The organism is Enterocloster citroniae (assembly GCF_040545455.1).
In the GTDB taxonomy this organism is placed as follows: Bacteria; Bacillota; Clostridia; order Lachnospirales; family Lachnospiraceae; genus Enterocloster; species Enterocloster citroniae.
In genome coordinates this window covers 21,688-43,911 of record NZ_JBEPLZ010000010.1, presented here as the reverse complement: position 1 = coordinate 43,911, position 22,224 = coordinate 21,688, and the positions used below count along the sequence as shown (strand labels likewise).

Annotated in this window: 20 protein-coding genes and 1 riboswitch; of the genes, 16 read left to right on the top strand and 4 right to left on the bottom strand. The window is 50.9% G+C overall.

Annotated elements, in window-relative coordinates; genetic code table 11:
• The first annotated feature begins 104 nt into the window (after positions 1-104).
• From ABID13_RS14920 to ABID13_RS14890, 7 genes are all read left to right on the top strand, one after another.
• Positions 105-1,115, top strand: coding sequence for a uroporphyrinogen decarboxylase family protein (locus ABID13_RS14920; RefSeq protein WP_156200184.1), 1,011 nt, complete (start codon positions 105-107; stop codon positions 1,113-1,115).
• 44 nt (positions 1,116-1,159) lie between these two features.
• The gene (locus ABID13_RS14915) at positions 1,160-2,344 is read left to right on the top strand and encodes a hypothetical protein (protein WP_007859464.1); all 1,185 of its coding nucleotides are present in this window, start codon (positions 1,160-1,162) and stop codon (positions 2,342-2,344) included.
• 457 nt (positions 2,345-2,801) lie between these two features.
• Entirely contained in the window at positions 2,802-3,533 is a 732-nt protein-coding gene (locus tag ABID13_RS14910) for a sigma-70 family RNA polymerase sigma factor (RefSeq protein ID WP_007859462.1), read from the top strand.
• Entirely contained in the window at positions 3,530-4,561 is a 1,032-nt protein-coding gene (locus ABID13_RS14905; protein WP_048930875.1) for an anti-sigma-I factor RsgI family protein, read from the top strand. The genes ABID13_RS14910 and ABID13_RS14905 overlap by 4 nt, the downstream gene beginning before the upstream one ends.
• Positions 4,562-4,906: 345 nt before the next feature.
• Positions 4,907-5,734 (top strand): PepSY domain-containing protein, encoded by an 828-nt coding sequence (locus ABID13_RS14900; protein WP_048930876.1) that lies wholly within the window; start codon positions 4,907-4,909, stop codon positions 5,732-5,734.
• A 339-nt stretch (positions 5,735-6,073) separates the two neighbouring features.
• Positions 6,074-7,552, top strand: coding sequence for a hypothetical protein (locus ABID13_RS14895; protein ID WP_048930877.1), 1,479 nt, complete (start codon positions 6,074-6,076; stop codon positions 7,550-7,552).
• Entirely contained in the window at positions 7,549-8,493 is a 945-nt protein-coding gene (locus tag ABID13_RS14890) for a DUF4261 domain-containing protein (RefSeq protein WP_048930878.1), read from the top strand. Before ABID13_RS14895 ends, ABID13_RS14890 begins: the two co-directional genes overlap by 4 nt.
• A gap of 76 nt (positions 8,494-8,569) precedes the next feature.
• Here ABID13_RS14890 and ABID13_RS14885 read toward each other — a convergent pair whose 3' ends face one another.
• The 4 genes from ABID13_RS14885 to xdhA are packed head-to-tail and all read right to left on the bottom strand — an operon-like array spanning position 8,570 to position 13,751.
• Positions 8,570-9,913: a uracil-xanthine permease family protein gene (locus tag ABID13_RS14885; RefSeq protein WP_007859456.1), complete on the bottom strand. Its 1,344-nt coding sequence runs from the start codon at positions 9,911-9,913 to the stop codon at positions 8,570-8,572.
• A gap of 23 nt (positions 9,914-9,936) precedes the next feature.
• Positions 9,937-10,431: a xanthine dehydrogenase subunit XdhC gene (gene xdhC, locus ABID13_RS14880; protein ID WP_007859455.1), complete on the bottom strand. Its 495-nt coding sequence runs from the start codon at positions 10,429-10,431 to the stop codon at positions 9,937-9,939.
• Positions 10,424-11,314: a xanthine dehydrogenase subunit XdhB gene (gene xdhB, locus ABID13_RS14875; protein ID WP_007859454.1), complete on the bottom strand. Its 891-nt coding sequence runs from the start codon at positions 11,312-11,314 to the stop codon at positions 10,424-10,426. Before xdhB ends, xdhC begins: the two co-directional genes overlap by 8 nt.
• Before the next feature lie 10 nt (positions 11,315-11,324).
• Positions 11,325-13,751, bottom strand: a complete 2,427-nt coding sequence (gene xdhA / locus ABID13_RS14870; RefSeq protein WP_048930879.1) for a xanthine dehydrogenase subunit XdhA — start codon at positions 13,749-13,751, stop codon at positions 11,325-11,327.
• A gap of 91 nt (positions 13,752-13,842) precedes the next feature.
• Positions 13,843-13,939, bottom strand: a riboswitch (purine riboswitch).
• Positions 13,940-14,138: 199 nt separating this feature from the next.
• Between xdhA and ABID13_RS14865 the strand changes: the two genes are divergently transcribed.
• The 9 genes from ABID13_RS14865 (at position 14,139) to ABID13_RS14825 (ending at position 22,135) form a co-directional block, all read left to right on the top strand.
• Positions 14,139-14,567 (top strand): Fur family transcriptional regulator, encoded by a 429-nt coding sequence (locus ABID13_RS14865; RefSeq protein WP_007859452.1) that lies wholly within the window; start codon positions 14,139-14,141, stop codon positions 14,565-14,567.
• 73 nt (positions 14,568-14,640) lie between these two features.
• Complete coding sequence (locus tag ABID13_RS14860; protein ID WP_007859451.1) at positions 14,641-14,952, top strand: hypothetical protein; 312 nt, start codon at positions 14,641-14,643, stop codon at positions 14,950-14,952.
• Between the two features lie 204 nt (positions 14,953-15,156).
• Entirely contained in the window at positions 15,157-16,116 is a 960-nt protein-coding gene (locus ABID13_RS14855; RefSeq protein WP_007859450.1) for a metal ABC transporter substrate-binding protein, read from the top strand.
• A 72-nt stretch (positions 16,117-16,188) separates the two neighbouring features.
• Positions 16,189-16,896, top strand: coding sequence for a metal ABC transporter ATP-binding protein (locus ABID13_RS14850; protein WP_048930880.1), 708 nt, complete (start codon positions 16,189-16,191; stop codon positions 16,894-16,896).
• Positions 16,883-17,692, top strand: a complete 810-nt coding sequence (locus ABID13_RS14845) for a metal ABC transporter permease (RefSeq protein ID WP_048930881.1) — start codon at positions 16,883-16,885, stop codon at positions 17,690-17,692. The genes ABID13_RS14850 and ABID13_RS14845 overlap by 14 nt, the downstream gene beginning before the upstream one ends.
• 47 nt (positions 17,693-17,739) lie before the next feature.
• Positions 17,740-18,792, top strand: a complete 1,053-nt coding sequence (locus ABID13_RS14840) for a CobW family GTP-binding protein (protein WP_048930916.1) — start codon at positions 17,740-17,742, stop codon at positions 18,790-18,792.
• Positions 18,719-20,341: a permease gene (locus ABID13_RS14835; protein ID WP_045091854.1), complete on the top strand. Its 1,623-nt coding sequence runs from the start codon at positions 18,719-18,721 to the stop codon at positions 20,339-20,341. Before ABID13_RS14840 ends, ABID13_RS14835 begins: the two co-directional genes overlap by 74 nt.
• A complete protein-coding gene (locus tag ABID13_RS14830; RefSeq protein ID WP_007859443.1) occupies positions 20,332-21,126 on the top strand; it encodes a TIGR03943 family putative permease subunit in 795 nt (264 codons plus the stop codon). The genes ABID13_RS14835 and ABID13_RS14830 overlap by 10 nt, the downstream gene beginning before the upstream one ends.
• 142 nt (positions 21,127-21,268) lie before the next feature.
• Positions 21,269-22,135 carry a DMT family transporter gene (locus tag ABID13_RS14825; RefSeq protein ID WP_007859441.1) on the top strand — a complete coding sequence of 289 codons (867 nt, stop codon included), beginning with the start codon at positions 21,269-21,271 and terminating at the stop codon, positions 22,133-22,135.
• Positions 22,136-22,224 lie beyond the last annotated feature (89 nt).

Genomic DNA, 22,224 nt, shown 5'->3' with positions numbered 1-22,224 from the left:
TTTTTCATATGGCTGGATTTTTTATATATTATACAAAATCTTGTCTATATGATATTATATTTCTGACATATTTGTCAAATAAAATTGAAAAGAGGAGATATTTTATGACCAAACGTGAAAGATTCATGAACTTCTTGGAAAACAACCCCGTAGACCGCGTCCCCGTGGCGTTTTTCCATCATTTCTGTCCTCCTGGCGAGTGGGGCAAAGGCATGGAAAACCAGGAAGCCTTTGAGCGAAATATCATAGGGCACAAACTGGCCAGGGAGAAGTTTGACCCTGATGTGATCAAAATTATGAATGACACCCTGATGATTATGCCTGTAGATGTCTCCTTTGTAAAAACATCAGACGATTTACGTAAGGTTCAGGCGCCTGCTTCCGACTCAGCCTTTGCCATGAAATCCCTGGAGCTTACCAGACGGGTGCGGGCATTCTATGAGGACTCGGACGCTCCTGTATACGCCACTGGTTTTTCCCCATCCGTGGTGCTGCGCAACAGCCTGTGTATAGGAGGCATCCCCGGTGAAGGCGATGAGTCCAGAATGCTGAAGTTCATAGACGAAGCCCCGGACGCTGTTGCCGCCGCAATGAAGAACCTGTGTGACGGAATCTCAGCCATCAATGAAATGCTGATCAGAGAGGGGGGCGTGGACGGTATCTACATGAGTGTCAATAACCAGTCCAACTTCTTTAATGATGACTTCTACCGTACCTATGTGGCGCCCTATGAAAAGGAAGTAATGAAAAGCGCCAACAAACTGAGCAAGATCAATCTGCTGCACATTTGCGGCTATCACGGCCGTGCCAACCACCTGGATCTGTTTACGGACTTTGAGGCAGCCGCTGTCAATATCGCCGTGTATGTGGAGGGAGTATCCCTCAGCGAGGGCAAAAAGCTGTTTGGCGGCAAACCTGTCTTCGGAGGCTTTGCACAGGACACTGTCATTTACAAGGGAACGGAACAGGAGGTAAAGGAAGCGGCGTGGAAGATCTTAGATGAATGCGGACAGGTTGGCATTATGCTGGGCGCCGACTGCACGGTTCCCAATGACATTGACGATTCCCGCCTGGAATGGGTACGTCAGGCGGCCATTGAGTACGCGGCAAGATAAGGAGAGAGAAACTGAACAATCATGATTTTGTGAGGAGAATGATCATGCAACAGAAAGAAAAAAACGGTTTCGTAAAAACATTTTCTATTTGGTTTGGTCTTGGCGCTCTTATGTTTGGTACCTTCTGCGGCGCCAATATGGCCTCCGGTGTCTATGCCTCCACCTACATCGTTACACTGGGCGGAGGCTGGGCCCTGGTGTGGCTGCTCATGTTCTTTGCAGCCATGTCCTTTTTCTGCGGTGTTGGGCTGAACTTTGTCCGTGCTTATAAGATCACCAATTACAATGCCTATTATCTGGCCCTTTACGGCCTGCACAAACCTGATGCCAACCCGGTTTTAAAAGGCATTGTCACTGTATTCTTTGACCTTTATACCATGATGATGGGACTAGTGACCGTGGCGGCTACCGTTGCCCTTTTCTCCGAACTGATGAACGTCCTGCTTGGCATCCCTTCCGTGATCGCCAGTATCTTTGGCGTTCTGCTGTTCGCAGTACTGAGCATCTACGGCGCCGCGTTCCTTCGCAGATTCAACACGCTGATGACCGTATCCCTGATTATGTCACTGGTATCCATCCTGGTGGCTGTGATCAGCATCCGGGGGCCCGTGCTGATGGAGCGCATCGGAAATTTTGACATTGGTATGGATTGGACCGGCACGACTGTGACCGCCCATTTTTCCATGTTCTTTTCCTATTGCATGACCTGCTCGTCCTGGGGATCCACTCTTAGCAACTACTCCGACCAGATCCGGGGCAAGAAGGATGCCATTGGCTCCGGCATCACCATCGGCCTGCTGGTTACACTCCTGTTTGCCATGACCGGCGCCATTGTGCTTCCCTTTATGCCTGAAATCATATCGGGTACGCCCATCCTGCTGATCTGCAGGCAGTACCTGCCTGCCGTGCTTACCGCCATCTATTGGGTGGTTGTGGTACTGGCCGTGGTATCCACTGCCCCCAGCTTTACATACAACTTCTCCAACCGCTGGGCCGCTGTGTGGAAAACTGAAAGGTTCAGCCACAAGGCAAAATTCTTTATTCTGTCCATGGGCTTTTTGCTGACCTGCTGGCTGATATCCAGTGTGGGCCTGGTGGCCATTGTTCAGAAGGGATATGTGATGCTTGGCAACGTGGCCCTGTTCGCCGTGGTGATTCCTCTGCTTATCTCCATTTACCGCGTGTGGAAAAAGGACCGCGCCCATGAGGAAAATGGTTTAAATTCTTAATCTTTTTGTTTCAGGCACGTTGAAGATAAAAAGTTGACCTAAAAAATAACCTGCTGGCCCCTAAGGCCCGGAACAGTAGATCGTATATGTTCCAGGTCCTTCCCGGTCGGCAGGTTATCTTTATGTGTGTGGTCTGCCAATCCCCTGTTTACGTTACGCCAGGGGTTACAAGGGCGGAACATGAGCAGGTATTTTGCCGGTATAGCGGGAAGATCAATGGGTTTAATGCCGGCCGGGAAAAGAAGTATTTTATTAGCATTGCACCGGGAGCATTTTGTGTGGATGATCTGAATTTAGTGGGACCTCTTATAGCCGCGGGAATACCGTTCCTCCCTCTTTCCGCAAAAAAGGTGCCTGCTTCTTCGCTGTATCTGATATAATCAAAATAAGATCTTTTACAGATTACCCCGAAAGTTAAAAGGTGGCTGCGTATACTACTGTAAATGGAGGTGGCAGTATGGGGGAGGAGCATGGGATCGTTCGTATGGTGCGGCAGGCAAAAAAGGATTCTAAGGCCGCAGATGAACTGATCGCCGCGTATATGAATTTTATACGGTCTGAGACAGCAAAGTTTAACCACAGCACACCCTCAGGCGGGAGGGATGATGAACTGAGCATTGCTATGTTTGCGTTCTATGAAGCGATCCAGGGGTATGAGAAGGGGAGGGGATCCTTTCTTTCCTATGCTGCCGCAGCGATCCGCAACCGGTTGATCGATTACTACCGGAAGGAGGAGCGCCACAAGGGGATTATTTCCTATGATACCCCCCTGGGGGAGGAGGATGGCCCGGCCCTTTCAGATAAGCTTGCAGATGAGGGGGATGCCATGGATGACTGGACCATAAGGGAGGCTACAAAGGAGGAACTGGAAGAATTTGGCAGGAATCTTTTGGAATACGGTCTGACCCTATCGGATGTGGCTGATAATTGTCCCAAACAGGACCGCACTCTCAGTGCCTGCCATAAGGTGCTTAAGGCGGCAAAGGGACAGCCCCAGCTGTTGGACCGCCTGATGAAAAGTAAACGTCTTCCCATGGCTGAACTTGCGGCTGCTTCCGGGGTGCCCAGAAAGACGCTGGAGCGGCACCGGATTTATCTGGTAGCCATACTGCTTGCGTACACCAATGGATATGAGATGATCCGGGGACATCTCTGCCAGATTTCCGGAGGAAAGGAGGAACAGACATGATGTATCTTGTAATGGAATGCCATCCCGCTTATGCCATTGTACTGGACCAGGCCGGGCGTATGATCAAAGTTGCCAATATGGGATATGAAGCAGGGCAGAAGGTGGATCATGTGATCGCCCGGCGCACCCAGACCGTTCCTCTGCGCTTCAGACTGGCGCCTCTTATGATAGCGGCCTGTCTATGCGCGGCTATTCTTGGGGGAGGAACCTATGGAGCCTGCTTTATGACCTATGGAACCGTGGAACTCAGGATCAATCCGGACGTGATGATGTCGGTCAGCTATACGGACCGGGTGGTTGGCCTGGAGGGACTGAATGAGGATGGGATCCGGCTGATCGACCAGGTTTCTTATAAAGGAAAGAATTCAGAGGAAATGACACAGCTCCTGGTTGAGCGGGCTGTGGAAATGGGGTATCTAAAGGACGGAGGCACTGTGTCGGTCAAAGCCCAGGGCAGCGCCGGGTGGAAGGATAAAAGGGAAAACGCCATCAGCTCCGGTCTCAGCCATATGCTGGAAGGGCGAATGCGCGTGGAGATAAAGATTGGGGCAGCGGAGGAAGAAACCATACCGGAAACACCGGCCAGCCAGGCACCGGCCTCAACCGCGCACCATCCCACGCCATCCGTGCATCCGGTCGCCGCGCCGGTTGCAACAGAGAGCAGCCGTCAGGAGGAGCGGAATAAAAAACATGATGATGACGGCCTGGATGACGATGACCGTGATGATGACGGCTATAACGATGGGGATGATGACCAAGACGATAGAGATGACGACCGTGATGATGGGGATGATGACCAAGACGATAGAGATGACGACCGTGATAATGGGGATGATGACCAAGACGATAGGGATGACGACCGTGACGATAGGGATGATGACCAAGACGATAGAGATGACGACCGTGATAATGAGGATGATGACCAAGACGATAGAGATGACGACCGTGACGATAGAGATGATGACCGGGCCGATAGAGACAATGGCCGGGACAATGACCATGAAGAAGACAATGATGATGATGATTAAATAATTTTCAGGAAGAGCAGCCGTGTACAGCTGCAGGAAGATATTTTACAGAGAGGATTTCAGACTTGTCCGGATTAACAGGGTGAGCGCGTATACGGGCAAAAAGAGAGTCATTGTACGTCAGGCAGTTGCCGGATGGAACAAAGACTCTTTTTTGGTATAAGCCGTCTGCGGATCAAAGCGGGAGAGGAATAAAATGGAGGTTTTGGCGGAATTTCAGCGCCAATTTAATTTTTCCCTAAAAAATATTATAAAAAGTTTCTGCTACCCCGTTTTTACAATTTTGTATCCGTAGTCTATGAATGTAAACAGAAATAAAGATCCGAACAAGGAGGAACGATGACTATGTTAGAGGTGAGATTGAAAAAAGCAGCAGTGTTCATGTGTGCCGCCATTTTGGCGGCAGGGACCGTGGGAGCAGGAAATGTGGCAATGGGAGCAACATGGCATAAGGCGCAGACAAACCGGAAGGAGGTAAAAGGCCGTATTCTTGTAAGTGCAGGGCCTGATATATCCATTGCATATGACAGAGATGGAGATGTGCTGGAAATAAAAGGGATCGACCGGGCAGGGAAAGACTTTTTAGATGGGCAGGACGGCTATCTCGGTGAGGATTGCAAGGATGCTGTGAAGCGTCTGGTAAGGCGCCTGGATGAAAAGGGATGGTTTGACAGGGAGACAGCCTCCTCTAAGAACAGTCTGGTGATCAAGGCTGAAAAAGGATCCCGGTATCCGAATGATAATTTTATGAAGGAAATAGAAAAAGGGGTTCGGGATGTGGTGGAAAGCAGGGATATTGATGTGTATGTCAAGGTCGTTGGGCTCCATGCGCTGAATGATAAAGGATATATAGATAGGGAGACGGCTGAGAAGATGGTGCTGGAGCAGCTGGGGCTGACCGCAGGTGATCTGAAGATCAAGGAATATGAGCTGGATGACGGCGTGTATGAAATAGAAGTAGTGATAAACGGTGTGGCATATGAGGTTGATTTAAACGCTGTCACAGGAGAAATTGTGGATATGGACCGTGATGATGATAATGATGGCCGTTATGATGATGAAGATGATGACGACCATGATGATGAAGATGATGACCGCTATGATGACGACCATGATGATGAAGATGATGACGACCATGATGATGACGATCACAACGACCGTGATGATGACTGATCCCGCTGTAACGGAGCTCCCGTCTCAACGTATGGCACGATAAATGAAGGATTTAGCAGCAAGGATAGACAAGGGGAGAGGCAGATCGATCTGCTTCTCCCCAGTTTTTTACTATCCTTTCCTTTGCCCCGGGTGTATAATGAGAGAAAGGTGTATTCTTGAAGTCTCCCCGTCACCCACCTTTGCGGCCGATTTCCCGCCAGCCGCACACAAATTGATTCAACGTACACATCGTGTACGCCTCATAAATTTACGCACAACTGACAAAAAATCATCTCGCAAATCTGAGTATCAGGAGACTTCGGGAGCACACAAAGAAAATACGGAGGTATAAAGACTATGAGCCCCATCAGAAGAGACCGCACCCAAGCTCCGTCTGCCTTTCAGGAGAAAATTAAAAAATGGCATGAGGAGGAGCAGTACCAGCAGATCATTGATGCAATTGAGGCCCTTCCCCAGACACAGCAGACGCCGGATCTGATCAGCCAGCTGGCCCGTGCCTATAATAATCTTGCATCGCCGGAGGACAGGGATCTGTTTGAAAAGGCGGCAGCACTTCTTAAATCAGTGGAAGATCAATTTGTGCAGGACCATGACTGGAATTTCAGAATGGGTTATGCCCTTTATTACCTGGACCAGGAGTTAAAGGCCAGATCCTACTTTGAGAAAGCACTGGAACTCAGGCCCGGGGATGAGGATACCCAGTCGCTGATCCAACAGTGCAGCAGGAGCCTTACCCTGCCCAATTCCATGAAGCCTTTCAGTGAGAGGACCCGGGAGGGATGGGAGTCATTCCTGGACGGGGAGGCAGGGCTGCGGGCAATGATAGATGACAGGAAGGATGGGGAGGCTGTGGCAGAACGGTGTCATCAGCTGCTTGCCCCTGCGTTTTACCGGCCGTTTTTTGAGATTGGTTTTAATGGGGACAAATATGACCTGATCCTGTCGCCGGATGGCGATAGGAGCCGGCTGTTTAAGCTGGTGTATTTTAAAAACCATGCACCTGAGAAAGTATTTGACCATTGGAATATCCTGATTGGACGGCAGCCTGCCAAGGGGTTTGAACTGAGGATGTATGACAGGACCATTGGGCTTTCCGATGCCCGGGTTTGGGTGGAGGAACTGAAGGACAAGCAGCTGGGTCTTTCCATATACTGTGAAAAGCTGCTTCCCCTTGTGAAAAAGAATGAGAACCAGGCATATGGTTTGATGACCGTGCTGCTGGACCAGGCCATAGGGGAGATTCCTGCCATCCGGTATATCGGATATATGGACTTGTTGGAGGAGCCGGGGCAGGGGGAGGAGTTCTGCCTGGACGAACTGATGGAGTATATAAGCAGGGACAGGGAACTGGTGACGGCTGATGAACTGTGCACATGGTACAGCGCTTATGAGATGACTCCCTCGGGGGAGGAGGACTGGTCTCTGCGGGAGGATGTGTTCGCAGGTGTCACGTCCTGCCTGCCTATTCCCAGAGCCTATTATCAGGGGGATGATGAGATCATAGAGGATTTTCATATGGATGGGGCGGTTCCTGGCTTTTTCTGGTATCCGCTGGATGGAATTGCCAGGGATCAGATACTGGACCTTCGGGATGAGATGGAGCAGAAGATATCTGCCAAGGCAGGAGATGCAGTGACGTTTACAGGAGGGGCTACCGGCGTTTCCCTGGGTTATCTGGACTTTATTGCCTGGAATCTGGATCAAGTGCTTCAGGCAGCCCTGGAGGTATTGGGGAATGTCCCGGTCAAAGAGGCATTTTTCCATACATACCGCCGCAATGTGGGCAGTATCTGCCTGAAAAAGGAGGAGACATGAGCATACATGCTGCATTCAGCGCCAAGGCCAGGAAAAAAGAAGGGCTGATCAATGCGGTCAGGAAACAAGCATCGGATCAGGGACTGGAAGTTCAGGAAGGGGAGGAGGGCCTGAACCAGGACAGGGAGGAGGAAACAGGTTCCTTTGTTGGCTTTGTCCTGCTGGCCGGTCCCATGTGGGATCGATCCCAATTCAAGTCAGACATGGAGTTAATGTGGGGAATTGAATGCGTGGAAGAGGAGGACGCGGAGGTGAACGCGGAGGCGAACGCGGAGGAAGATGAGGCGGAGGATGACGCCGGAGGCAGCGATCACGCAGAGGACGTGATGCTCTTTAACGTCAGCAATATGCGGGTGATGGCAGCACTGATGGATGTCCCTGTTCCGGATAAGGAAGCGGAGATACATGCGGCCAACAACTATATGTGGCCGGAGGCAGTGGAGATTGTCAAAACACACCAGGCCCAGCTGATCGTTGCGATTATGGGGAAAGACGCCCCGGTACTGGAGCGGGGAAAGCTGTTTGTCAAGGTGCTTGCGGCCCTGTGCCGGCAGAAGAATGTGCTGGGCATCTATACCAGCGGCACTGTATTCCAGCCTCAATTCTATCTGGACGCATCGGAGATGCTCAGGGACGGAGGGCTTCCCATCCTTAACTGGATCTATTTCGGGCTGTACCAGACGGAGAAGGGATGGAACACATATACCTACGGTATGAAATCCTTTGGAAAAGATGAGATGGAAATTCTGGAGGCCGTGGCGGATCCCCGGGAACTGCGGGATTTCCTGCTGAATCTGGTCTGCTATGTGCTGGATGAGGATGTGGTCCTCCGGGACGGGGAGACCATTGGTTTTTCCGCCCAACAGAAACTTCCCATTGTCCGCAGCAAGGGCGTATCACTGGATGGCGATACGTTAAAGATCGCCTATCCAACCCCATGAAAAAACTCCTTTTATGCAGGCCGAACAACACTGCGTAAAAGGAGTTTTCTGCCGGTTTACTGCTCTTTCGGCATTTTTACTGTTCTTCCAGCATTTTTATGTCCATATCCTTGGGAAGCACAAGGCTTAAGAACACGGACACCACGAACACGACAGCTACCACGTTGGCTGAGAAGACAGACTGGACAAGCTCCGGGAAAATGTCCCAGATGCCGATCTCACTGGCGGTTGTGAACCCAATACCCACTGCCAGTGACAGGGAGACAATGGTGATGTTCCTCTGGGAAAATCCGGATTTTGCAATCATCTGGACACCGGATGTGAGGATGGATCCAAACATCATGATGGTACATCCGCCCAGCACTGCCTGAGGAAGGGAGGCAAAAAAGTTGCCCACGGGCGGAAGCAGGCCGGCCAGGATCATACAGGCCGCACCGGTCATGATGGTGAAGCGGTTCACCACCTTTGTCATGGCGATCAGGCCCACATTCTGTGAAAAGGATGTGACCGGAGGACATCCGAACAGGGTGGATACTGCGGAACAGTACCCGTCACAGGCCAGGGAGCCGGAGATCTCCTTGCCTGTGATCTCGCGGTTTAAGCCGCCTGATACGAGAGCCGAGGTGTCCCCGATGGTCTCAGCTGCCGACACCAGGAAAATAATACAGGCGGATATGATGGCGCCTGCATGGAACTCAGGCATAAAGGGGAGTATGGTTGGGAAAGCAATGATCCCGCCGGACATGATCAGGCTTAAGTCCACCTTTCCGAGGAAAATGGCGATCACATATCCCACGATCAGCCCTGCCAGGACGGAGAGCTGCTTTAAATACCCCTTTGCAAGAATATTCCATAAAAGACAGGTGAGCAGTGTGACGGTGCCTAACATCAGGTTTTCGGCAGAGCCGAAATCATCTGCATAGCCGCCGCCAAATGACCTGGCGCCCACGGTAAAAAGAGAAAATCCAATGGCTGTTACAACAGAAGCAGCAACAACAGGAGTGATGATCTTGCGCCAGTATTTTGCCAGAAGACCCAGTGTGCCTTCAAAGAGGCCGCCTATGAGTACGGCGCCCACAACGGAAGGATATCCGTAATTGGCTGCAATGGTGCTCAACACAGTTACAAAGGTAAAGCTGACACCCATGACCACGGGAAGCTTGGAGCCGATCCGCCAGATGGGATAAAGCTGGACCAGGGTTGCGATACCTGCAACGAACATGGCGTTCTGGAGCAGGAGAGCGGTCTGGGCCTGGCTTAAGGCCGGCTGTGCTGCTCCGCATATGATGGTGATAGGCGCAAGGTTGGAAACGAACATGGCCAATATGTGCTGAAGCCCAAAGGGAATGGCCTTGCCAAGAGGCACCCGGCCCTCCAGTTTATAGATATTGTTGATGCTGCAATTTGCACTGTTGTTCATGATTTTGTTACCCCCTGTTTTTGTTAGGAATTTGTTTTATGGCTGATCTGATATACCTCTTCCACGATTCTCTCCATTGCATTAAGGATATTTTCATATCCCGTACATCTGCACAAATGCCCGGAAATCAATTTCTTTAATTCTTCCCTGTTATATTTTTTGCCTGTTCCCACGATCTCAACCGCGCTCATGATCAGGCCCGGCGTACAGAATCCGCACTGTACCGCGGCTTCCTCGATAAATGCCTTCTGGATAGGAGACAGTTCCCCGTTTGGCCCCTTTAATCCTTCCACTGTCATGACGCTTTTTCCTTCTGCCCACAGAGTCATATAGATACAGCTGTCAATGGCTTCCCCGTTGACCAGCACGGTACAGGCGCCGCATTCCCCGACTTCGCAGCCCTTTTTTACAGATGTGAGCCCCATGCGCTGGCGCAGGGTATCCAGCAGGGATTCACGCTCATCCACTGCCAGCTCCACATCCTTTCCATTTACTTTCATATGCACAATCTTAAGCATTGACCTTACCTCCTGCAATTTTTATAGCTTCCACCAGGGCGCGTTTTGACAGCTCCTCAATGAGCTGAAGCCTGAATTCCTTGGAAGCCCTCCATGAGGAACGTGGGTTTACCTCAGTGAGCGCATCTCTTCCAAATTCAAGGATTGCCTCGCTGTCAGTGACCTCACAGCCCTTTAGGGCTTCCTCGGCTTTCCTGCATCGCAGGGGCGTAGGGCCGGCTACGCCGTAACCCAGCCTCACATCCTCGATCCGTTTCTTATCCTCTGAAAGCTTTACCCTGACCGCACAGCCCAGGGTGGCGATCTCCATGGCCTTGCGCTTTCCGTATTTCATATAATGGCCGGTCCATCCCACATAGCTTTCAGGATGGATCAGAAAGCAGGTACAGACCTCGCACCGGTCGCGGACCGTTCTGCCCGGGCCTGTATAAAACTCACACACAGGCACGATCCTCCGGCCATCAGGGCCTTCCAGCACCACATCCGCTTCCAGGGTCCACATGGTGGAAGCAGAGTCGGCAGAGGTTGCTCCGTTGCAGATATTTCCCCCAATAGTTCCCGTGTTGCGGATCTGGGGACCGCCTACCATGTCCACGGCTTCCCCAAGCATGGGAATGTATCTCTGGATCAGGGGGTCATTGGTGATATGGGAAAATGAAGTGCCTGCCCCGATCCACAGATCGCCGTTCTCCAACAGCTTCACGCCCTTTAGTTCCTCTATATTATGGATGGATACCACGGACCGTCCCGCGTCCTTGCCTTCCCTTACGCGTATCAGCACATCGGTGCCCCCGCTGATGATTTCCGCATCAGGATCCTTCACAAGGGCATTGATGGCATCTTCCACACTCTTTGCCTCATAAAATGATTTAATGTCAAACATAGCTTTCTCCTTATATCAGACCTTTTTCTTTGAATTTCTCGATCAGCCTCTGGGCTGTCATGGGGTTTACATCCATGTGCACACCGGTTGCATTTAAGATCGCGTTCCGGATGGCGGGGGCCACCGGGATCGCGGGGGGTTCACCCAGGGATTTATTTCCGTAAGGTCCGGTGGGGTCTTCCAGCTGGATGAACTCCACGTTCAGGTCAGGTGTGTCCATGGCTGTGGGGATCTTATAATCCAGCAGGTTGTTGTTTAATGGTTTTCCGGTCTTTTCATCCACCAGAAGCTCTTCGGAAAGTCCGTACCCAAGCCCCATGCTCATGCCGCCGTGGACCTGTGCCCGGGCTGTCTGCGGGTTGATCAGGACGCCTGAATCATGGACATTGATGATATCCGTGACCGTCACAAGGCCCAGGGGGATATCCACCTCTATTTCCACAAAACAGCAGCCCGAGGAAAATGTATTCTGCTTGCACTGGTTTGTGACCTCTGCGGTGATATGTACGGAACGCTCCAGGGAATAAAATGCAGTGTCAGCCACCACGCCCACGTCAAAGAGCTCCGGCGCGCCGCCGCATACCACTACCTTACTGTTTACGATATCCAGCATATCCTCAGTGACTTCCTCGTCCTTATGAAGACCCAGCGCTTCCCTGAGCCGGCATCCGGCATCCTTTACGATCTGCGCGTACACGGTCTTTGACAGGTCGGTGATGTCGTGGTTCAGCATGTAAGCTGCATAGTCAAGGATCTTGTGCCTGAACTCCTCGGCGCATTTCTTTAATGCCATGCCGGACACATAGGTCTGGCGGGATGCGTAGGCGCCGGTGTCAAAGGGAGTGGTATCCGTATCCTGGGTGGATACAATGTATACCTGATCATAGGAGATGCCCGTGGTTTCAGATGCCATCTGTGTGAACACGGTATCGGCTCCCTGGCCGATCTCCGTGGCACCCATGCACAGCTGGATGGAACCGTCCTGGTTTAATACCATACGTGCGGAAGCCGTTTCCAGGGAAATGGGGTGTACGCCTGTCTTATAACAGAAGATCGCCATGCCCACGCCCTTGCGGACCGGACCGGTCTGATTCCTGTACGCGTTCCATTTCTCATCCCAGCGGATATGCTTTCTTCCCGCCTCGATACATTTCTTCAAACCGTAGGAGTGGAAGGTGATACCGTTAGCCGGATCCACAAACCCATCCTCCATGCAGTTTTTTATCCTGAATTCACAGGGATCCATGCCGATGGCCCAGGCCATGTCATCCGCCAGACATTCCGCAAACCACGCTGCCTGCGGGATCCCGTAACCTCTCATGGCTCCCGCGGTGGGAGAGGAGGTATATACAGTGGAACAGTCGATCTCAGCTCCCAGCTCATCCCTGTACAGGTCCTTAAACACATTGCCGCAGTTGGCGCAGATCGCATGGCCATGGGAGGCATATCCTCCGTTGTTGGCATAGGCGTCCAGCTGTCTTGCCAGAACACGCCCTTCCTTTGTCAGGACCGCTTTGCACAGTCCCTTGATGGCGTGGCGGGTGCGGGTTCCGGAAATGGTCTCCTCACGGCTGATCTCCAGCCTCACCGGCCTGCCGCCCACGGAAAGTGAGAGGAACGCGTTCAGGGGTTCATAGAGCACATCCTGCTTGTTTCCAAATCCGCCGCCAATGTATGGCTTGATGATGCGCACTCTGCCGATGGGAACGCCCAGGGCCTGCGCCGTACAACGCCTGACAATGTGGGGGATCTGGGTGGAGGCTACAACGGTGATCTTGCCGTTGGTATCCACATAAGCCCAAGAGACAGGAAGCTCAATATGGCAGTGGGAAATACGGGGAGTGTCATACTCTGTCTCTATGGCAACGATCTGTTCCTGTCCGTAGGTTTCCTCCGCCTTTTTAAGCCCTTCCTTATATGTAAAGCCGCTGGCTCCCATGGTCATGTGGGAGTGGACGATCACATTGTCCTTTCTGAGATCAGGGTGCAGCGGGGGGGCTCCCTCAGCCATGGCTGCTTCTACGGTGACAATGGGCTCGTACTCCTCGTACTCCACCTTGACCAGACGCGCCGCCTGGGAAGCGGCAACCTCGTCTTCAGCCACAATGGCCGCAATATCATCCCCATACAGCCTGATGCGTTCATTTAAGAGCTTGCGGTCACAGATATCCTGATGTTTGGTCTCCACGCTCCATGGATGGCCAGCGGTGGGAAACTGGCAGTCAGGCACATCAAAACAGGTGACGATCTTAACAACTCCCGGCACTTTGTAAGCCTCGGTCAGATCAAAACTTTTAACCCGGCCATTGGCGATGGTAGAGTGCACGACCCTTCCGTGAAGAATGTCCCGGGGCTCCAGATCCGCCGTGTATTTGGCCTCTCCGGTCACCTTTCCGTAAGCATCAACACGTTTCATTTGCTGCCCTACAATATTCATTTTTAGATTTCCTCCTCGCATTGTATTTTGCCAATAGATATATCCTTAGTGAATAAAGGGATATGGATTCTTAACACAAATAGAAAAAAAGAGCTGACTACATAAGATATGTAGTCAACTCTTTTCGGTAGTTGGTAGAGACTCTGGGCCAATCCCCAGGATATACATAATGGCAAAAGATTTATTAAATTGTTATCATGGTATATATTATAATACCTAAAAAATTTTTAGTCTATAGGAAAAATCCTAAAAATTATTTAACATCTATTGTGCATAATTGACAAAAATATATGGGCATAAATCGTATACTTTTGCCAAAAACTTGACATCATGGAAACAAGGAATATAATATAAAATAGAAATCAATTTCAAATTCAGAGGTGGATAATGGGAGAGAGAGGCAGATACAGGACAAAGCAGCAGATCACGATCTTAGATGTCTTAAAACAGCAGAAGTCATGGTTCCTTACCGTGGACCAGTTGATGGACCTCCTGCGGCAGGAAGGGGTACAGGTGGGGCAGACCACCGTATACCGGGCCCTGGAGCGTTTGGCTGAGGACGGGAAGGTGATGAAGCTTCCCATGGAGGATGGATCCAAGATACGGTACTGTTACGCCGGTGATGAAGAGTTGAGAAAACCGGGAAAGCTGGTGTGTTTAGGGTGCGGCCGGTTTATTCCACTGGAATGTTCTAAACTGGATGATTTTATGGAACATATCTGCAGGGAACACGGGTTTGAGCCGGATATACGCCGCTCGGTCCTGTTTGGCTATTGTGAGGGATGCAGGAGAACCGACCTGTGTAAAAGGGATTGACAGGATAAAAAAACTGTTATAATATGAAAATGATTTTAATTTCCAAATTAGAACCGGGAAAGGAGGAGAGAAAATGGCTCAGTTCAGAAAAAACAAACAGATTTATGCATTGCTCACAGCAATCCTTCTGACTGCAGTGCTGTTTCTCTCCGTTTTCTTTATTGCCACACATGCAAAACACCAGTGTACCGGTGAGGGATGTTATATCTGCGCAGAGATGGAAGCCTGCGCATCCACACTGCGTCTGCTGTCGGAAGCCGCAGGCGGGGGAACTGCTGTTATTTTTGCAAATATTGTGGTACAAAAATTCTTGATTTCTTATAGGACCGGACTTTATCTGCGCCCGGTTTCTTTGGTCAGCTTAAAAATCCGTTTAGATAATTGAATGTATTTGGCACCAGGACAGGATTCCATGACTTAATACCTCCCGGTAACCGGTCTGCCCCCATGGGGACGGACCATCAGGTGTCTGAGAGGGAATGGGGACAGGAGGCTGTCTTGTTTTTGTGCACCCATTTTTAGTCTGTCCCTGGGGCAGAGATAAAGTTTATTTTATCATATATTCAAATACAGTTGGGAGAATCAAATCATGAAGAAAATGAGAAATCGGATAATGGGCCCGCTGGCTGTGCCGGCTCTGGCCCTGGTACTCATGCTGTCCGGCTGTGCCGGTTTGGCCGCCGCTTCAGACAAACAGGCAGAACCAACCGCCGAAACAAAGGCACAGGAGGAGAACGGGAAGAAAATAAAGGTGATGGCAAGTTTTTACCCCATGTATGATTTTGCGGCAAAAATTGGCGGTGAACGGGCGGAGGTCACCAATATGGTTCCGGCCGGTACGGAACCCCATGACTGGGAACCGGCGGTCAGCGACATTAAAAACCTGGAGGAAGCGGACCTGTTTATTTACAGCGGGGCGGGAATGGAGCACTGGGCTGAGGATGTGCTTGCAGGCCTGGAAAATAAAAAGCTGATCTCAGTGGAAGCATCCAAAGATATTGTTCTTAGAGAGGGGCATGAGAGGGGGACATATGATCCCCATGTGTGGCTCAACCCCATGAATGCCAAAGTAGAGATGGAACACATCAGGGATGCGTTCATAGAGGCGGACCCGGAGCATCAGGAAACCTACGAGGCAAACTATGAGACTTATGCCGCCGGACTGGATGAACTGGACCTGAAGTTCAGGGAGAACCTGTCCGGACTGGAAAACAAGGATATTGTGGTATCCCATGAAGCATTTGGCTACCTATGCGATGCCTACGGTTTAAACCAGGTGGGAGTTGAAGGCCTGTCCCCGGATTCCGAGCCAAATCCGTCCAGGATGGCACAGGTGATTGATTTTATAAAAGAGAGGGGTGTGAGATCCATTTTCTTTGAGGAACTGGCAAGCCCCAAGGTCGCTGAAGCCATTGCAAAGGAAACAGGCGTTTCTGTACGGGTTTTAAATCCCCTGGAAGGTCTCAGCGATGAGGAACTGAAAGCAGGAGCGGATTATTTTTCCGTGATGGAGGATAATCTGGAGCAGCTAAAGGCAGCATGGGAGTAAACGACAGGTCAGGCAACAGGTAATATAACAGGTAATGTAACAGAAAAAGAAACAGGATAAAGGAGTAAGAACATGGATGCCATGACAGTCAGGGGGCTCAGCTTCTCTTATGGAAGCGTCCGGGTGTTGCATGAGATAAATATTGCCATTCCACAGGGAAGGTTTGCGGTACTGCTGGGCCGGAACGGGGCTGGAAAAAGCACGCTTTTGAAGCTGGCTCTGGGAGAACTTTTTCCGGACAGCGCCCAGGGGCGGATAGAGATCCTGGGGCAGGATGTAAGGCAGTTTCACAACTGGCGGGAAGTGAGCTATGTTCCCCAGGGCGGCATGGCGTCCTATTACAGATTTCCCGTTTCCGTAAATGAGATCGTCCAGGCCAACCTGTACTCTCAGATCGGAAGATTCCGGTTTGCAGGAAAAAAGGAAAAAGAAAAGGTGCGCCAGGCCCTGGCACAGATTGGAATGGAAGAGTACGGAAAAGAGCTGATCGGACGGCTGTCCGGGGGCCAGAGACAGAAGGTCCTTTTGGCAAGGGCTCTGGTAAACCGGCCGCGCTTGCTGATATTAGATGAACCTACATCCGGTATGGATGAGAAAAGCACAGCTGACTTTTACCTGCTGTTGAGAAAGATCAACAGGGAAGAGCAGGCGGCGGTCCTGATGGTCACCCATGACCGGAAAGGGATCCTGCCGTATGCGGATGATCTGTGGCTCTTGGAGGATGGACGGGTCAAACGTATGGAGGAAGGCCGGGAGGAAAACAAAGATGGAAATATTTAATTATGCGTTTATGCACAGGGCCTTTATGGTTGGGATCTTATTGGCCGCGGTGATCCCCTGTATTGGGATCGTGATCGTATGCAAGCGCCTGTCCATGATAGGAGATGCCTTATCCCACTGTTCTCTTGCAGGGGTGGCTGCAGGGCTGATCCTGGGAGTGAATCCCGTGGTGGCTGCCGCTGCCGCCTGTGTGATCGCTGCCTTTGGCATAGAGGCGGTCCGCAGAAAGCTGCCGGTATTTTCAGAAATGTCCATTGCCGTCATTATGTCCGCAGGGATTGGCCTGGCAGGCATATTATCTGGATTTGTAAAAAATGCCGCTAATTTTAACAGCTTTCTGTTTGGCAGCATTGTGGCGGTCGGCGATGGGGAGTTATACCTGGTGATGGGAGTCAGCGCTGCGGTCCTGCTGGTGTTTTTGCTTTTTTACAAGGAATTATTCTATGTTTCCCTGGATGAGCAGGGGGCCAGACTGGCAGGAGTGCCTGTGAAGACCGTGAATTTCCTGTTTACGATCCTCACTGCACTGACCATTTCCGTTGCTGCCAGAACCGTGGGTGCCCTCATTGTTTCCTCCATGATGGTGGTGCCCGTGGCATGTGCCATGGAATTGGGGAGAAACTACCGCCAGACACTTTTGTGCGCTGTTGTACTGAATGTTGTTTTTATGGTAATAGGGCTGTTTGCCGCGTATTATCTGGGGTTAAAACCGGGAAGCGCCATTGTGCTGGTGGGAGTGGTCTGCCTGGTCCTGGTGCTGTCCGTAAAACGTCTTCTGAGAAAAAGTTGCAGCTAAAGGAAAGCATGTTCAAATATGCCCCAGGGCGGAAGAATGGAGTTTATATGACTGATATCTATATTATATCCGGGTTTTTGGGATCCGGAAAGACAACGCTGATTAAGACCATGGTCCGTTCCGTATTCAGGAACAAGGCGGTTATGGTGATTGAAAATGACTTTGGGGAAACAGGGATCGATGCCGGGCTCCTTCGGGAATATGACCTGAATGTGACCAGTTTAAGTGCAGGCTGTATCTGCTGCAGCCTTACAGGAGACTTTGCGGCGGCCCTGAATGGGATCTTAAAAGATTACTCGCCGGATGTGATCCTGGTGGAGCCCTCGGGCGTGGGCAGACTCTCTGACATACTTAAGATCTGCTTCCGGCAGGAGGACAAAGGCAGGCTTCACATTCGGAAAACAATCACGGTGGTGGATATCCGGACCTTTGATAAATATCTTAGAAACTACGGTGAATTTTTTGAAGATCAGATCATCTACGCAGACCTGGTCCTTCTGAGCCATCAGGAGGAGTGTCCGGATCGGATCAGAGCCATAGAGGAGAAAATACAAAGGATCAGCCCCGAGATCAGGATAGAAGCGGATTTCTGGGATTCCATCCCCTTGTCCGTGTTCCGGTTCGGTCCGCGAAACAGTAATGTGATCAAGATGGAGATGGAGGAGGCCGTGGCAATAAGGCCCGTGCGTATCCGGCGGAATGCGTGCGGGGAGGGTGGGCAGAAAATGAACTTTGTCCGCCGCTATTTTGCCAGGGATGTTTTTTCCTCCGTCACACTAAGGTGGGAGCCGCCCCTTACTGAGGAGCAGCTGGGGAAAAAGGTACTCCATGTGGTGAAGCATGCGGACGGTGAGATCCTGCGGGGGAAGGGGATCGTGCCTGGGGAGAACAGCGGTCTGGTCTTTCATTTTATTCCGGGAAGCCTGAGCATTGAACCCACAAGTGCGGCCGGAAACCAGATATGCTTTATCGGCACAGGACTGGACGAACGGCAGATACGGACATTATTCAGCGAGGAGGAAAAGGATGGGGATACCTGTATGGGTCATAACCGGTCTGCTGGATTCGGGAAAGACAACACTGATCAATCAGCTGATTGAACGGGAATTGGATGGGCTGGATCTTCTGGTGATCCAGTTTGAATCAGGAGAAGTAACATGCGCCCCGCAGCTGACCGGAAGCAGGTCGCATACACGGGGAAAACAGGCCGGCCGAGTGGAAAAATTGGTTTTTTCAAAAGGCCGGCTGGAGCAAAGCCCCTTTTTTATCGTTAACTCCATACGGAACTGTCTGAAACAGCGCGGTCCCGGCCAGGGGCCTGATCTGATCCTTATGGAGTGGAACGGTATGGAACATTTTCATAAACTGGAAGAAATGTTCCTGCAGTTTACTGCCAAAACAGCCATACATATCAAGAAAGTGGTCTACGTGACACAGGAAAGCGGTCTTACAACTGGAATTCCAAATGCGGGTGCGGCTGCATTTTCACAGATAGGGGCAAGCGACTGTGCCTTTATCAGCCGCAGGGGACGCCGCCATATGGGGAGGATGACCGGCATCCTGTCCGGCTGTAATCCCGGCATAAAGGTATTCCACCAAAGAAAATGGGACAGTTTTGTCTCGGAAATGTTCAGATCCCCCATTCCACCATGCTTCTGGTTTTTGACCGCAGCGGCTGCCGCAGGAATCTATGGAGGGATATGTTCCGGGCTGAATGGACTGGATTTTCCGGCGGGACGGTTTGTAAGCACATTTCTTGGAGTGTTTTTGCAGGCAGCCCCTTTTCTTGCCCTGGGCGCCCTTCTCTCATCCCTGATCCAGGTATATGTGCAGCCATCATGGATACGGAGAACGTTCCCGAAAACAGTTCTGGCCGGCCAGCTTTTTGCAGTGGCTGCCGGATTCTGCCTTCCGGTCTGCGACTGCGCATCCATACCTGTTTTTAAGGGTCTGGTAAAAAAGGGGGTTCCCCTGCCTGCTGCGGTTACATTTATGCTGGTATCCCCTGTCATCAATCCGGTGGTGATCCTGTCCACCTGGTATGCGTTTAACGGGAATTACCGGATCGTTGCGGCCAGGTGCGTCCTGGGGATCGTGTGTGCCGTACTCTGCGGACTGACCTTTCTGATCAGGACGCCAGGGGACTGTCTGTGTGAAGATCCCGTGCCTGTACAGGCGGGCTGCGTGGATTACCGCATACCTGCATGGAAGGGAACAGGGCAGTCACGCCTCGGACTGGTGATCCGGCATGGGCAGAATGAATTTTTTTCAGTGGGTAAGTTCCTTCTCATAGGGATTTTTGTATCCTCACTGTTTCAGAAGATGGTCCCAGGAGGACTGCGGGCAGGGGAAGGGACGGATCCATGGATCGCCCTTCTTTTGATGATGGGAATGGCTTTTGTACTTTCCCTCTGTTCCTCCTCCGATGCGGTGGTGGCCGGGAGCATGGCCGGAAATCTGCCCATGGGAGCAATCCTTGGATTTTTAGTATTTGGCCCGATGATGGATATAAAAAATGCCGCCATGCTGCGGTCCGGCTGCCGGCCCGGATTTGTGGTGCGGCTGCTTTTCACCACATTCCTTGTGTGCTTTCTGGTGACGGCCCTGTTTATGGCGTGCCAAAAGGGAGGAGTGCCCATATGGATTTGAGAGGAAAAGGGCTTGACCTCCAGGCATTGGCGGAATGTGTCTGCTGCCTGCTCCTTGGCATCCTGCTGTTTTGCCTCACCTATTCGGGCAGGTATTTAAACTATGTGACACCTAAGATGAAGCCTTACCTTTACGGTTTTTCTCTTCTGCTGTTTCTGTGGGCAGGTATGCAGGCCAGATATTTACCCACACCCCGGTACCGGATCAGCCTGTCACGTTCTTTTGTGATGCTCATTCCCATCCTGATGCTGGCGATGCCTTTGCCTGCTTCTGAGGGGAGAGGCATTGCCCAAGATTATGGCAGTTCCGGCATTTCCAAAGTGCTTTCAGGCAATGAAAACGGGAACAAAAATGAGGATGAAAGAGAAGACAATGGTGAGGATGAAAGGCCATGGTATGATCTGAAGGGACTGGATAAAGAAACAAAGACCATAACCATTGGGGATGAGGATTATTATACATGGATCTATGAACTGGGCAGTTTCTATGAAACTTATATTGGATACACTGTTGTGATGAAAGGGTTTGTTTACCGGGCTCCGGATATGGATGAAAAATGCGGTTTTGCCCTGGTCCGCCTTTCCATGTGGTGCTGCTCAGCTGACTTAAGTCCCCTGGGATTTCTGGTGGACTGCAATGGAGACCTGGACCTTCAGGATGGGGATTGGGTGGTTGTAAGGGGAATATTGGGAGTTACAGAAGACGGCGGCTCCCTGTTACTAAAGGCTCAGAGTATTGAGGCGGCTGAGAAACCGCAGGAGGAATATGTATATCCTTATTTTTAATCAGGTCATAACCGAAAAAGACATAATATTTGAAAAGAATGACATATTAAATATATCGTAACTGTTCAGGACATCCATTGTGAAAATGGGTGCAATCTATCACTCTAAGCTCAGATCAAGGATCATTCATATGGAGGAAACTATGCCTGTAACACAGAAACAAAAAGGAATCATATATATGATACTGTCGGCTCTATCCTTTGCAGCCATGCAGGTAGTGGTGCGCCTGACCAGGGAGATTCCCACCATGGAACAGATCTTTATGCGCAATCTGTTTATCCTGATTGCCGCATGTTATATGATCCATCGCAATGGGGGATCCTATTTTGGGGAACGGAAATATCAGGTGGGTCTGTTTGGACGTTCCGTTTCCGGTTTCCTCGGCCTTGTCACCCTGTTTTATGCGTCCAGCCATGCGGCGCAGGGGGATGTGACCATACTGAACAAGCTGTCGCCCATTTTTGTGACCCTTCTGGCAGTGGTCTTTATGAAAGAAAAGATGCTGCCCATACAGGTGCCCGCCCTGGCCCTGTCTGTTCTTGGGGCGAGTATTGTGTTCCGGCCCAGTTTCCAGTCAAATCCCCTGCCCCTTGTAATGGCGCTTTTGTCAGCCCTCACATCGGGGATCGCCTATACGCTGCTGGGATATCTGAAGGATAAGGTGGACGCTATGACGATCATCATGCACTTTTCCACCTTCAGCGTAGTGGGCTCCCTGCCGTTTATGATCGGTAATTTTGTAGTGCCCAGCCTGTCACAGCTCCTGTTTCTGATCCTGATCGGAGTGTTCGGTTCCCTGGGACAGGCGTTTATTACCTATGCGTACCGGTATGCTCCGGCTTCCGAGATCAGCATCTATAATTACTCCGGGATCCTGTTTAGTCTCCTCTTTGGACTCATTGTTTTAGGGGAGCCGGTCAAATTCACATCAATGATAGGGGGTGCATTGATAGCAGCCGCATCACTGATGGTTTTCGTTTACAGCAGCAGGATCGGTAAAAAAATATAATTGCCCTATAAAGAAAGCCATGCTATAATGTCGTTGATGGTGTGGTGACATAACACCTTGGCATTTTCCAGTGTCTGAATAAAAGGAAA

Excerpts from the sequence above, each read along its gene's own strand:
- ABID13_RS14920 (WP_156200184.1), top strand. The coding sequence starts at position 105 with ATGACCAAACGTGAAAGATTCATGAACTTCTTGGAAAACAACCCCGTA.
- ABID13_RS14825 (WP_007859441.1), top strand. The coding sequence starts at position 21,269 with ATGCCTGTAACACAGAAACAAAAAGGAATCATATATATGATACTGTCG.
- ABID13_RS14840 (WP_048930916.1), top strand. The coding sequence starts at position 17,740 with ATGACTGATATCTATATTATATCCGGGTTTTTGGGATCCGGAAAGACA.
- ABID13_RS14845 (WP_048930881.1), top strand. The coding sequence starts at position 16,883 with ATGGAAATATTTAATTATGCGTTTATGCACAGGGCCTTTATGGTTGGG.
- xdhC (WP_007859455.1), bottom strand. The coding sequence starts at position 10,431 with ATGCTTAAGATTGTGCATATGAAAGTAAATGGAAAGGATGTGGAGCTG.
- xdhB (WP_007859454.1), bottom strand. The coding sequence starts at position 11,314 with ATGTTTGACATTAAATCATTTTATGAGGCAAAGAGTGTGGAAGATGCC.
- ABID13_RS14895 (WP_048930877.1), top strand. The coding sequence starts at position 6,074 with ATGAGCCCCATCAGAAGAGACCGCACCCAAGCTCCGTCTGCCTTTCAG.
- ABID13_RS14860 (WP_007859451.1), top strand. The coding sequence starts at position 14,641 with ATGGCTCAGTTCAGAAAAAACAAACAGATTTATGCATTGCTCACAGCA.
- ABID13_RS14835 (WP_045091854.1), top strand. The coding sequence starts at position 18,719 with ATGGGGATACCTGTATGGGTCATAACCGGTCTGCTGGATTCGGGAAAG.
- ABID13_RS14830 (WP_007859443.1), top strand. The coding sequence starts at position 20,332 with ATGGATTTGAGAGGAAAAGGGCTTGACCTCCAGGCATTGGCGGAATGT.
- ABID13_RS14915 (WP_007859464.1), top strand. The coding sequence starts at position 1,160 with ATGCAACAGAAAGAAAAAAACGGTTTCGTAAAAACATTTTCTATTTGG.
- ABID13_RS14850 (WP_048930880.1), top strand. The coding sequence starts at position 16,189 with ATGGATGCCATGACAGTCAGGGGGCTCAGCTTCTCTTATGGAAGCGTC.
- ABID13_RS14865 (WP_007859452.1), top strand. The coding sequence starts at position 14,139 with ATGGGAGAGAGAGGCAGATACAGGACAAAGCAGCAGATCACGATCTTA.
- ABID13_RS14890 (WP_048930878.1), top strand. The coding sequence starts at position 7,549 with ATGAGCATACATGCTGCATTCAGCGCCAAGGCCAGGAAAAAAGAAGGG.
- ABID13_RS14910 (WP_007859462.1), top strand. The coding sequence starts at position 2,802 with ATGGGGGAGGAGCATGGGATCGTTCGTATGGTGCGGCAGGCAAAAAAG.
- ABID13_RS14855 (WP_007859450.1), top strand. The coding sequence starts at position 15,157 with ATGAAGAAAATGAGAAATCGGATAATGGGCCCGCTGGCTGTGCCGGCT.
- xdhA (WP_048930879.1), bottom strand. The coding sequence starts at position 13,751 with ATGAATATTGTAGGGCAGCAAATGAAACGTGTTGATGCTTACGGAAAG.
- ABID13_RS14900 (WP_048930876.1), top strand. The coding sequence starts at position 4,907 with ATGTTAGAGGTGAGATTGAAAAAAGCAGCAGTGTTCATGTGTGCCGCC.
- ABID13_RS14885 (WP_007859456.1), bottom strand. The coding sequence starts at position 9,913 with ATGAACAACAGTGCAAATTGCAGCATCAACAATATCTATAAACTGGAG.
- ABID13_RS14905 (WP_048930875.1), top strand. The coding sequence starts at position 3,530 with ATGATGTATCTTGTAATGGAATGCCATCCCGCTTATGCCATTGTACTG.